Here is a 14042-nt window from a genome sequence, read left to right as displayed (position 1 = left end):
TTATAAATAACTGTATTAATATTATTTTACATCAATACTTTTATCAACAAAAAACTTACACCTATTACTATTGAGAATTTAAAAAATAGTTTCGATAGTATTAGTAAATATTATTTAAAAAAATATTTTTAAAGAGTAATATAAAAATGATGAGTAAAATAACTAATTAATTTTTAATAAAATTACTATTAAATGTTTTTGTTATTAACTGAAAAATATTTCAATACATAATAAAAAATTGCAATGCAACAAATGAAAAAGATAAAATATTTATATAATAGAAACTATATTAATTTTTATCAGAATATCGATAAATTTGATCCCACAAATTACGTTTAGCTTCAAGATTATTTTTTAATATCTCTAATGATGGAGTACATAACGTTATACATCTAAAATTACATAAGATTTTTACGCCCATCCACCAACAACAGTTTAAAAAATTTTTTGGTAAGAAAAGATTATGCATTTGCTCTACAGTAATTACATATGATTCTATAACATCTATATTTATTGCTCTAATAACATCCTTAATAAATCTATCCTCTACAAATACAGTAGTATCTGATATTATTAACAACTTCAGTCTAGTTAACAAACAATAAGTTGGTACTTTATTTGTTAATACAACAGGATACCTGAACTGCCATAAATGAATACCTAATTCTTTTGCAATTAAACTCCAATTTAATTCCATAAATACTACTATTAATCAATATTAAATATCTACATAATTTATTTCATTCATTACTAAATTTAACACAGACATTTTCAATAAAATATAAAACTATTCATTTCAATATCCTTAAATACCGAAATTAATCAAATTTATTTGAACTTTCAAATATAATTAATCTACTAAAATTTAATGCTCCAATACATAAATGTACAACATTAACAATATATGAATTATAATATATTCTTTAAAAATTATCAGAACTTATAATACATCATTTTTTAGAATATATTTTATTAGGTCGACCAAAAACTCGCTGTCCTAAATATTTTATACACACCTTTTTATTTAAAACTTGCATATTTGATAATCCAATATCCATAAATTTTTTATTAAATAAACTAGTTGTATAAATCTCAATAATAGAATATGAAGAAAATAATTTCACATTACCAATATTACAATAATTAATATCTATTTTATTCAAAACTGCTTGAATTATATGCTTTGTTTTAACTCCATCATTTTGTCCTATCGACATATGATATAACAACATTCTTGAATTAACTGTATTAACAGAAACACTATTACTGTCTTTTTTATTATCATTAATACTATCATTATACTGAGTTCGACGACAATTTGAAGTATGACTGAACTTCTTCTTATTATTATTCTTTATATTAGTTTTTTTTTGAAAACAAACTATTTTATTTTTTATAACTGAATTTGAAGGTAATACTAATGGCCGATCTCCCTGAGCTATTTTTAACAAAGCAGCAGCAAGATTTTCCATAGTTAAATTCTTTTCAGGTTTTACTTTGTTCAATAATGCACGATATACTATTAAATCATCAGAATTTATATGCTTAGCTATTTTATTAGAAATTTTAATCAATCTAGAATGAATTAAATCATTATATGTAGGACACTTAACTTCTGAAATATTAAATTTTTCTCCCCTCTTAATAGTATGAAATATATTATATTCTCTCCTTTCTACAAATAATAAAGATCTTCCACTTCTACCAGCTCTACCTGTTCTTCCAATACGATGTATATAGGAATCATGATTATTAGGAATATCATAATTAATTACCAAGCTTATACGATGAATATCTAAACCTCTAGCAGCAACATCAGTAGTTATTAATATATCTAAAGTACCGTATCTTAAACGAGATATAGTTTGATGACGTATAGATTGATGCATATCTCCGTTTAATGCTGCACTATTATATCCAAAATTCTCTAAAATTTCTGCAATTTTCAAAGTATCAGATTTAGTACGTACAAAAACAATAGCCGCATCAAAATTTTCTGTTTCCAAAAAACGCATTAAAGCTTCATGTTTAGTAGTCATTCCTTTTTTTACTAACCAATAACTTTGTTTAATATCAGAACAATACATATCCGTACTATCATTCATATAAATTTCTTTCGGAGTATTCATAAACTTATAACTTATTTTCTTTATAGCAGCAGGAAAAGTAGCAGAGAAACACGCTGTTTGTCGATTCAATGGGATTTTATTAACAATAAGCTTTATATCTTCAATAAAGCCCATACGTAACATTTCATCCGCTTCATCTATTATTAAAGTCTTTAATTGTGCTAAATTCATAGCTCCTTTACTTAAATGATCTAATAACCTACCAGGAGTCCCTACAATAATATGTGGATTTTTTTTCAAATCATTTAACTGAATATTATAACTTTGTCCTCCATATAAAATAGCAACATTAATTTTAGTCATATTTTTAATAAAATTTATACAAACCTGACCAATTTGAATAGCTAACTCTCGAGTAGGAGTTATAATTAAACCTTGCACAAATACTTGATTAATATCTATGTTTTGAATTAAAGGTAACAAAAATGCAGCAGTTTTACCGCTGCCAGTACGTGCTATACCTAAAACATCATGTCCCTTTAACAATAATGGAATGCATTTCTCTTGAATGGGTAAAGGTTTTTGATATCCCATTTTTTTTAACATACTAATAACACATGAACTCAATCCTAAACTACCAAAAGAACTTTCATACTGGGACATCTATATACCTCAATTATACTTTAATAGTTATATGAATAAAATTCACTTATATATTATTAATACATATCATTACTGTAATCTTGATTAAGATAACAATTTATTCTACAAACGCTGTGATTAAAACATATTAAACTAACATAATACTATTTATTGTACTAAGCTAATATATTTATAATTTATACAATAGACATAAAACACAAAACTACACAATATTAATTATATTCTTATCATAAATCTATATAACATTATCTAATAATTATAATAAAAATAAAAACCTTAAATTTCATATCATAGTTAAATATCGTTTATTCCACGCATACTCAAACGAATCCTTCCTTGTCGATCAATATCTAAAACTTTTACCAATATTTCTTGTCCTAATTTTAAATAATCAGATACCTTACTTATTCTTTTCTCTGAAATTTGAGAAATATGCAGTAATCCTTCTTTTCCTGAAAATATAGTAACAAATGCACCAAATTCTACAATATGAGTAACTTTTCCAGTATAAACAGAACCAATAACTATATTGGCAGTAATTTCTTGAATTCGAGATATAGCTTGTTTTGCTTTATCAGCACTTAAAGAAACTATTTTTATTAATCCATCATCTTCAATATCAATAATAGTATCTGTTTCTTCAGTTAATGCTCTAATAACAGAACCACCTTTGCCTATTATGTCTTTGATTTTGTCTGGATTAATTTTAATATTATATATCCTAGGAGCAAACTTAGAAATATTTTTACGAAATACTCTAATTTTTTGGTCCATAAGATCTAAAATTTTTAATCGCGCTAATTTTGATTTCTCTAAAGCAACTCGAAGAATTTCATAAGTCACTCCTCCAGTTACCTTAATATCCATCTGCAATGCCGTTATACCTGTTCTACCTCCAGATACCTTAAAATCCATATCACCAATACGATCCTCATCACTAATAATGTCAGACAACACCATAAACTTATTTTCTTCTTTAATTAATCCCATAGCAACTCCTGCTACAGATTCTTTAATAGGTACTCCAGCGTCCATTAACGCTAAAGATGCTCCACAAGTAGAAGCCATAGAAGATGACCCATTAGATTCAGTAATTTCTGATACCACTCGTATTGTATATGGAAACTCATTGGCATTAGGCATAACTGCTAACATTCCTCTTTTCGCTAAACGACCATGACCTATTTCACGTCTTTTTGGTGCCCCTACTATACCAATTTCTCCTACACAATATGGATTGAAATTATAATGCAATAAAAATCGATCTACACGTTCCCCTGTAAGTTCATCTAAATTTTGAGCATTACGTTCAGTTCCTAAAGTCACAGAAACTAAAGCTTGAGTTTCTCCCCTAGTAAATAATGCTGATCCATGAGTCCTAGATAATATTCCAACTTTTATATCTATCTCTCTAATCATATCTTGAGACCGACCATCAAAACGTAAATTATCTTTTAAAATACGTCGACGCAATAATAAAGCTTCTAAATCATTTAAAAAACATACCACTTCGCTTTTATTAAAAGTATCATCGCTATATTCACTACAAATAATATCAATAAGATCTTGCTTTATATTATTTAACTGTTCTTGACGATTTTTTCTATCTATAACAATAGAAGTAGAATTTAAACGAGATTCATACAAACTAGATAAATATTGTTGCAAATCTATATCTAACTCTTTTTTTTTCCAAATATATTTAGATTTCCCAACTTCTTGTACTAATTTATTAATGTTTTGGATTACTATTTGTTGTTGTTCATGTCCAAACATAACAGCATTCAATATCTCTTGCTCATTTAATAAACGAGATTCTGATTCAACCATCAAAACATTAGATTCTGTTCCTGAAATAACTAAATCTAGTTTACTATGAGACAATTCTGTAGTAGTCGGATTTAATACATACTCATTATTAATATAACCAACTCTTGCTGCTCCTATAGGCCCTAAAAAAGGAATATCAGATAAACTTAATGCTGCAGATGCTCCTATTATAGCAACAATATCTGGAGATATTTGAGGATTCACTGAAACTACAGTAGCTATTATCTGAATATCATTATAAAAACCTTTTGGAAACAACGGGCGTATTGGTCTATCTATTAATCGAGCAGTTAATATCTCACCTTCACTAGGCCTACCTTCTCTTCTAAAAAATCCTCCTGGAAATTTACCAGCAGCGTAAGTACGTTCTTGATAATTTATAATTAAAGGAAAAAAATCTTGATCCATTTTAACTTGATCAGAGCTTACTACAGTAACCAGTACAGTAGTATCATCCATACTAATCATAACTGCAGCATTAGCTTGACGAGCTATAGTACCAGTATCCAAAATTATAGTATGTTTACCATATTGAAATTCACAAATAGTCGACTTTATCAAAATAATATCCTTTCTTTTTTCTTATAAAACAAAACTAACTTTTAAACAAAAATCAGAAGTTAATCTCTTACTAAATAATATAACTTCACTTCTCTAAAAATTTATACATACAATTTACTTCATAAAACCCTACTCAACAACAATTTACGTTAATTAGCTATTATTTATTTATTCAAATTAATTTACTATTTTTTATTTAATGGCGTAACCCCAAAATTTTAATTAAATTATTATATCGTAATATACTATTATTTTTTAAATATTTTAATAATTTCCGACGTTGAGCAACTATTTTTAATAAACCATAACGACTATGATGATCATTTTTATGTTTATCAAAATGATATTTTAGGTGATTAATACGCTCGGTTAATAAGGCAACTTGTACTTCAGTAACTCCAGTATTTTTACTATTGTTTCCAAACTTTAAAATAATTTCATTTTTTTTTATATTACAAGACATTTATATTACCTTTCATAAAGAATAAAAATTTCTAATATTATACTTTTATCATATATACACTATAAATACTAATTAATCTCTCTATAATGCTAATAAAATATAATTTTTATTCTTTAATCTAATTAAAATAATTATTAACAATAATATTTATTAAAATAAATAAATTACTTAATTTTTATAAAAATATTTTTAATTTTAACAACCTATTTCATCATCACGTACACCATGTTACATCATGTACATAAATATGCATACATTACAAAAACTATTATCTCTAAAAATTCATTTTATACCATCAATCACTATGATTGATCTATTAATAATTTGTCAAGCTTATTTAATACCTCTATATCACTTAAAACTTTATTATAAAAAATATCCTCAATAGTTTTAATATTTATCATAGACGAAGAGACATATTTAGATACCATTAATCGACGCAATCTCACAACATGCGCTCCACACCCCAATTTCTCTCCAATATCATTAATTATACTACGTATATAAGTACCTTTAGAACAATAAATATTCAACTCAATAATATTATCTATTCTATTAATACAAGATAAATAATAGACATAAATTATCCTAGGTTCTCTAGGTACAACAATACCTTGTCTTGCATATTTATATAAAGGTAATCCACGATATTTTATTGCTGAAAACATAGGAGGAATCTGATAAGATTTACCTACGAAAGATTTTAAGCATTTTTCGATTTTTTTTTCGCTACATTGCACAGATTTAGTACTAACAATTACTCCATCTGCATCAAAAGTGTCAGTACTTTCTCCTAATTTAGCTGACACTATATACCGTTTATCAGAATCTAATAAATATGTAGAAAATTTTGTTAATTTTCCAAAACAAATAGGCAGCATTCCTGTTGCTAATGGATCCAGAGTACCAGCATATCCAACCTTTTTAACATAAAAAAATTTCTTAATTCTATTTAATACAAAACTGCAAGACAATCCAGCTGGTTTATCTAATAATAAGATCCCATGCACATCCCGTTTAAATAAATTTAAATATCTTTGCATTCATTTACATATACTCATATTAATTATATGCGTTTATTTTTATTTAATTGTGACACTAAATCATCTACTTTCAATCCTGATATCAAAGAAGAATCATATTTAAATAACAATATTGGAACTACTCGAAAATTTATAGAATGAGCCAATACAAATCGAATAAAACAAGAAGCTTTTTGTACAATTTTAATAGCACTATTTATTTCTTCTAAATTATTTTTATCTAAAAAAGTAATAAAAACTTTAGCATATCTTAAATCTTTAGATACTTTCACTCCTGAAATTGTAGTAATTCCTATACGAGGATCCTGTATTTTACGCTGCATAATAACAGAAACTTTCCTTTGTATTTCCTGAGAAATACGTTGAATACGACTAGATCGCCTTGTATACATTTTAAAAATGCCTTAATAAACAAAATTATATCGGTTACTACATATCATCTGCATATATTTTAATTATCTTCTCTGTTTTAAAAAACAACTTTATCATCTTATCTAATCTTTTTACTATAATAAAAAAAAGAATAAAAAACATATATAATAACTAAAATATTTAATATTTATAATTCATTATACACGATAATTTATTTTTAAATCCAATACTTCAATTATATCTCCGGCGCAAATATCATTATAATTTTTTATTCCTACACCACATTCAATGCCACTCTTAATCTCATTTACATCATTTTTAAAATGACGTAATGATTCTAATTCCCCTTCATGGATCACTGAGTCATTACGTATTATTTTGACTTTTTTATGAAGTTTCATTATTCCTTGAGTCACTAAACAACCAGCTATCGTTCCATTTTTAGGAGATCTAAAAATATTATAGACCTTAGCTAATCCAATTATTTCGTATTTATATTTTGGAACTGATTTGCTACGTATTAATTTTTTTACTTCATGTAATAAATCATAAATCACAGAATAATAACGTACATCTACATGATGTGATTCAATAATATTCCGAGCAATAAGATCTGATTTAATATTAAAACCTAATATAGTAGCTTCAGAAGTTAATGCTAATATAGCATCTGTTTCAGTGATATTGCCAATAGAAGTAGATAAAATTTTTACTATTACTTCATCGTTGGTTGATAATTTTTTTAAAGATTCACAAATAACTTCAGCAGCTCCACAAGTATCAGATTTCACAATAAAATTTAATTCAGGAATTCTATTCTCAGCATTAATATTATTAAACACATTCTTTATTACAGAAGATTTGTCAGCATTATTTGCTAACTTTATTTCACGTTTTTTTTCTTTTCTATATACAGCTACTTCTTTAGCTTTTTTTTCATTATGCACTACAATTAACATATCTCCAGCATCAGGAGTTCCTGATAAACCTAATAATTCTATCGGCATTGATGGACCAGCAGCTGTAATGCTACATCCAAATTCATTACGCATAGCTTTAACTCGACCGTATTCTGTACCACATAAAATAATATCACCGCATTTCAATTCTCCTTCACGAACTAAAATAATAGCAACCGGTCCCCTTCCTTTATCTAAAAAAGAATCAATAACGACAGCTTTTGCTATTCCACAATGAACTGTTTTTAACTCTAACATTTCTGCCTGTAATAAAATTGCATCTATTAAATCATTAACACCTGTTCCTAAAATAGCCGAAACATTTACAAATTGAGTATGCCCACCCCATTCTTCTGGAACTAAATTATAACTATTTAATTCATTTTTTATTCGATCAATATTACTGTTAAGCTTATCAATTTTATTTATAGCTACTATCACTGGTATATTAAATTTCTTAATATGATTAATAGATTCAACAGTTTGTGGCATCACTCCATCATCAGCAGCTATTACTAACACAACAATATCAGTTAATTTAATTCCACGTATTCTCATTGTAGCAAATGCTTCATGACCAGGAGTATCTAAAAAAGTAATCATACCATTTTCAGTATTTACACAATACGCCCCTATACCTTGAGTAATTCCACCAACCTCAGAAGAAACAATAGTTGTAGAGCGAATGTAATCAAGAAGAGAAGTCTTTCCATGATCAACATGTCCCATAATTGTTACTATCGGAGCTCTATTTTTATAATTAATTCTATTATTTTTAAAATTAACAGTATTATCACAAATATTATTTACGTACCCATCGTTCATAATGAACTCTTCTAATTCATTTTCACGACGTAAAATTGCTCGATGCCCCATTTCTTCCACAATTAATTGAGCAGTTTCTTGATCTAAAATTTGATTAGCAGTTATGATCAATCCTAATTTCATCATATTCTTAATCATATGTGAACTTTTTACCGACATCTTATTAGATAATTCTGATACACTAATTGTTTCATCTATAATAATATTACGAGAAATTATATTGACAGGTTTATTAAAATCTTGCACTAGGACACTTTTTTTTCTTTTATTTTTATTAATACGATACACAGTAGAAATCGACAACTTTTCTTCTTTATCAGAGTCATTCATTATATCTATATATGATCTAGATTTATAATGCCGTTTATGTTTAATTAATTTTCCAAAATTTTTATATCTCAAACGAATCCGATTACCATTATTCCTACAATCATTTTCTAATTTTTTATCATCTTTTTTAGCATTTTTTGATGTAATATTTTTACCTAATTTATCATTACTATTACCAATAACACTACTCTTGTTTGTTATAAATACATTTAAATCTTTTTTATTATATAATTCATCCTGTTTATTGTTTAATTGTTCTTTTTGACTTACATTGATATCTTTTTGAATTTTATTATCTGCAACATCAAAAACTTCTGTTTCTAATTTATTTTTAACAGAAATTATATCTATTGAGTTAACACTATTTTTTCCAATAATACTTTTTTTATCAGTAAAATCCTGTTCCTTATTAATATTCGAAAAAAATAACTTATTATGCTGTGAACTACATTCAATTAATTCATTATCGTTACTTTTATGTTCATTATTTCTTTTTCTATCTTGCAATACAACATGTGATTCATTAGAAGAATAAGAATCTTGAACAGCACATTTTACCATATATACACGTTTTTTACGTACCTCTATTTGTATTTTTTTATTTTTACCGCTAATACTAGATACATTTAAAGTACTACGAGTCTTCCTTTGTAAAGCAAACTCATTAAATACTGCTATCCTATTACAATCCATATGTTTAAATAAAATTTCTCTTTCTTTTTGAGTAACAAAATCAAATGCAGTTTTAATAATACCTGCATTTAAGAATTGCTGTATTAAATGATTAACAGACATCTGCATTTCTATAGCCAATGTCTGAATTGTCACGTGTGATGATATCATAATAATCCTTTACATTTTATTTTAATTTAAAACATTATTATCTCTATTTATGATTACAATTAAACCAACAAATATTTCGAGCTTCCATAATTAAATCTCCAATTTCCTTTTTTGTTAACTCTTGTATTTCAGATAAACTTAAAACATCTTGTTCAGCTAAATCTTCTAATTTACAAATTCCACGATCAACTAATTTTAATGCTATTTCATATTTAAGACCAGACAATTGTAATAATTCTGACACTGAATTTATACTGTTATCATAATTATTTTTTCCTGTAGATTTATCAAATCCAGAAAAATTTTTTAGGGCCTGTTTTGCTCTAAATCTTAAAAGTTCTACTGTTTTTGAATCAAATACTCCGATCGATAATAATTCTGTTATAGGAACATACGCTAATTCTTCTAAAGAGGAAAATCCGGAATCAATTAACACCTTAGCAGATTCCTCATCAATATTTAATACTTGAACAAAAACATTTATCGTATTACACAATTCAAATTGACGTTTTTTATCTAACTCATGAGTTGTCATGATATTCAGTTCCCATCCACTTAACTGAGATACTAATCGAATATTTTGACCATTTCTTCCAATAGCTTGAGCTAAATTAGACTCATCAACTGAAATATCCATCACATGCTTATCTTCATCTACAATAATCGAAACTACATCAGCCGGGGACATAGCATTAATGACGAATTGAACAGGATTATCATCCCACAATATAACATCAACCCGTTCGCCTCCTAATTCACTAGAAACAGCTTGTACTCGTGCTCCTCTCATTCCAACACATGCTCCTATAGGATCAATACGATTATCATTTGTCTTAACAGCGATCTTAGATCTAGAACCAGGATCTCTAGCAGCTGATTTTATAGTAATAACTTCTTCTCCAATTTCAGGAACTTCGATACGAAACAATTCAATTAACATTTCTGTACAAGTACGACTTATAAATAATTGATGACCTTTAGAATCGGGTTTAACTTCATATAATATTCCACGTATTCGATCTCCTAATCTAAAATTTTCTCTAGGCAACATATCTTCTCTTTTAATTATACCTTCAGCATTATTACCTAAATCTACATGAATAGCATTTCTATGTATTTTTTTTATTATACCTGTAATAATATTTCCTTGACGACTTAAAAATTGTTCAATAATAACCATTCGCTCTGCTTCACGTAATTTTTGAATAATTACCTGTTTAGCTGTTTGAGTTGTAATTCTATCAAACCCAATTGATTCAATAGTATCTTCAATATAATCATTAATACTGATTTTAGAATTTTCTAAACGAGCAGCCTCTAACGTAATTTCCTTAGTAGGATGTATCACTTGATTTACTACAATCCACCGACGAAAAGTATGTATTTGACCTGATTTCCGATCAATTATTACTCTTACATCAATATCCTGCTCAAATTGTTTCTTAGTTGCAGTGACTAAAGCTGTTTCTAATGCAGCAAAAATCTTTTCTTTTGGAACTGCTTTTTCATTAGAAACTACTTCTACTACAGATAGAATTTCTTTATTCATTCCAAATAATCTCAGTCAGTTATTATACTAATAATAATATAACAATTTAATTTAATTTATTTTTTATTTATATCTTGAACAATATTATATTATCTATACAGATAGAAAGATACAATAAACATTACATTTCCATCAAACCACTTGTGTATATTTTATATATTAATTATTATTAATATATTGTAAAAAAGTTAACTTTAGTATCATTTTATACACATATCTTAAATATTTTAAATAACGACTAAAACAACAACTATTATAAACAATATTCACAAAATGCAATGAAATATGAATTTTCCTTAATTCTTTACAATTAAAACTAAATATTATTTTGAAAAACAAGACTACCAGTTTTCCATTTTTATTAAAGGAAAACTAATTTATATTGAAACTACATAATCAAATCAAAAATATCATATATTACCAATTAATGGTTGCGGGGGTCGGATTTGAACCAACGACCTTCGGGTTATGAGCCCGACGAGCTACCATACTGCTCCACCCCGCGATTTTTTAAAAGCCAACTGTTTCAGTTTACTTGAAATATTCAAAAAAATCAACTAATTAATTTATTACTGTCTAATGCCGAGAACGGGAATCGAACCCGCAATCCTAATACAAGGAACTATCCCCTCAAAATAGCGTGTATACCTTTTTCACCATCTCGGCATTAGACAGTAATAAATTTACTTCTTGAGTATATACAAAACACTACATTACAATAACAAAGATTCAAATTTCTCTTAATAAAATATTGTATTCTACTAATAAATAATTACTAAACTATTGTCATATTTATTGCATATATTTATTATACTCGTCGTATAGTCTTATCTTTTCTGTTTACTGCTACTTTGAAGATACACATGATCATTATATTTACTATTCATATTTCCCAATATTAAACTAAATAAAAAAAACAATACAGCTAATATAACAATCATACGAGTCAAATTATCGTTAAAAGATCCAGAATTTAACATATCTCCCAAAGAACGATGATCAAATCCTCCTATGCTATTCCCATTATTTTGTTGTAACATAATTAAAATAACTAAAATAACAGCTATTATTACAAATGTAACCAAAAAAAATTGATACATAATTCGTACCATTCCTATTTATAATTAATAATTTTTATCAATATTTCAACAAAAATTATCTCATATTATTAACTTGTTAACTTTATTTATTTCTTCTTTAATTACTGAAGCAATTCTTTTAGCTAGACATAAAATTTTACTATATTTTCTTCCTTCCACCATAATTCTGATATATGGTTCGGTCCCAGATTGACGTAACAATATTCGACCTTGATCAGACAATTCCTTTTTCACTACTTTTACTTCTTTTTTTATTAAACTAGACTGTAAAAGATTTGATAAACCAAAACAATACACATTAATCAAAATTTGAGGTAACAAATATATATCATGACATAACTCATATAAACTAACATGATTAGTTACCATCGTGGATAGTATTTGTAAAGCTACAATAATTCCATCTCCAGTAGTAGTTTTATTCAATAAAACGATATGACCTGAATTTTCTCCACCAATATACCATCCTTTTTTTTTTAACATAGACAATACATTGCGATCTCCAACATTAGCACGTACAAAAGGAATATTTAATTGTTTCAATGCTAATACTAAACCCATATTACTCATAAGCGTTCCTACTATACCTCCATTTAATTTTCTACCATACAAGTATTCTCTAGCTAATATATATAACATATGGTCTCCATTTACTTTATTGCCAATATGATCTACCATAATTACTCTATCTCCATCTCCATCATATGCAATACCTAAATCTGCTTTCTTCGATAAAACTTTTGCTCTTAATTGACGAATATCCATGGCTCCGCATGCTTTATTAATGTTAATTCCATTAGGCTGACAAAAAATAGGTATTACATCCGCTCCTAATTCTCGAAATACACTTGGAGCAATATGGTAAGTAGCGCCATTAGCGCAATCAACAACAATCTTTAATTTCTTTAAACTAAGATGAGTAGGAAATGTGCTTTTACAAAATTCAATATAACGCCCGACAGCATCTACAATACGACTAGCTTTTCCTAATAATTTAGGCTGAGCACATGTTAAACATTTTTTCAGTTCTATTTCAATAGAATGTTCTACATAATTATTTAATTTGGTACCTTTTATAGAAAAAAATTTAATACCATTATCATAAAATGGATTATGTGAAGCAGAAATAACAATACCAACTTCAGCTCTAAAAGTACGAGTTAAATACGCAATAGCTGGAGTTGGCATAGGTCCAGTTAATGAAGCAGATAAACCAGCAGCAGCTAATCCTGACTCCAATGCTGATTCCAACATATACCCAGAGATACGAGTATCTTTGCCTATAATCACTTGATTAAATCGACTTTTACTACAACAATTTAGCACTTTTCCAACAGCCCATCCTAATTTTAGCATAAAATCTGGAGTAATTGGAGGTAAACCTACTCTTCCTCTAATCCCATCAGTTCCAAAATACCTCAAATGATTCATATAA

The 14042-nt window shown here is 27.1% G+C and carries 10 protein-coding genes, 1 tRNA gene and 1 pseudogene; all 12 read right to left on the bottom strand.

Annotated features, from left to right (window positions below; all coding sequences use genetic code 11):
* Window positions 1-289 precede the first annotated feature (289 nt).
* The 12 genes and pseudogenes from Bpudo544_RS00565 to glmM all read right to left on the bottom strand — a co-directional run bounded on the left by Bpudo544_RS00565 (window position 290) and on the right by glmM (window position 14038).
* Window positions 290-697: a DNA polymerase III subunit psi gene (locus tag Bpudo544_RS00565; RefSeq protein WP_500825418.1), complete on the bottom strand. Its 408-nt coding sequence runs from the start codon at window positions 695-697 to the stop codon at window positions 290-292.
* Window positions 698-950: 253 nt separating this feature from the next.
* A complete protein-coding gene (locus tag Bpudo544_RS00560) occupies window positions 951-2732 on the bottom strand; it encodes a DEAD/DEAH box helicase (protein ID WP_500825417.1) in 1782 nt (593 codons plus the stop codon).
* Window positions 2733-3026: 294 nt separating this feature from the next.
* A complete protein-coding gene (gene pnp, locus Bpudo544_RS00555) occupies window positions 3027-5123 on the bottom strand; it encodes a polyribonucleotide nucleotidyltransferase (protein WP_500825416.1) in 2097 nt (698 codons plus the stop codon).
* Window positions 5124-5319: 196 nt separating this feature from the next.
* Complete coding sequence (gene rpsO / locus Bpudo544_RS00550; protein WP_500825415.1) at window positions 5320-5586, bottom strand: 30S ribosomal protein S15; 267 nt, start codon at window positions 5584-5586, stop codon at window positions 5320-5322.
* Window positions 5587-5888: 302 nt separating this feature from the next.
* A complete protein-coding gene (gene truB / locus Bpudo544_RS00545; protein ID WP_500825414.1) occupies window positions 5889-6629 on the bottom strand; it encodes a tRNA pseudouridine(55) synthase TruB in 741 nt (246 codons plus the stop codon).
* Between the two features lie 23 nt (window positions 6630-6652).
* Entirely contained in the window at window positions 6653-7021 is a 369-nt protein-coding gene (gene rbfA / locus Bpudo544_RS00540) for a 30S ribosome-binding factor RbfA (protein ID WP_500825413.1), read from the bottom strand.
* Window positions 7022-7198: 177 nt separating this feature from the next.
* Window positions 7199-9958, bottom strand: a complete 2760-nt coding sequence (gene infB, locus Bpudo544_RS00535) for a translation initiation factor IF-2 (protein ID WP_500825412.1) — start codon at window positions 9956-9958, stop codon at window positions 7199-7201.
* A 43-nt stretch (window positions 9959-10001) separates the two neighbouring features.
* Window positions 10002-11507, bottom strand: coding sequence for a transcription termination factor NusA (nusA, locus tag Bpudo544_RS00530; protein ID WP_500825411.1), 1506 nt, complete (start codon window positions 11505-11507; stop codon window positions 10002-10004).
* A gap of 428 nt (window positions 11508-11935) precedes the next feature.
* Window positions 11936-12012, bottom strand: a tRNA-Met gene (locus Bpudo544_RS00525).
* A gap of 75 nt (window positions 12013-12087) precedes the next feature.
* Window positions 12088-12173: pseudogene (locus Bpudo544_RS00520) on the bottom strand.
* 161 nt (window positions 12174-12334) lie between these two features.
* Complete coding sequence (gene secG / locus Bpudo544_RS00515) at window positions 12335-12619, bottom strand: preprotein translocase subunit SecG (protein WP_500825410.1); 285 nt, start codon at window positions 12617-12619, stop codon at window positions 12335-12337.
* Window positions 12620-12667: 48 nt separating this feature from the next.
* Entirely contained in the window at window positions 12668-14038 is a 1371-nt protein-coding gene (gene glmM, locus Bpudo544_RS00510) for a phosphoglucosamine mutase (RefSeq protein ID WP_500825605.1), read from the bottom strand.
* Window positions 14039-14042: the final 4 nt, after the last annotated feature.

Source organism: Blochmannia endosymbiont of Camponotus pudorosus (assembly GCF_059934925.1).
Note: the sequence above shows the minus strand (reverse complement) of the source record. Positions and strands in the feature narration are given on the sequence as shown.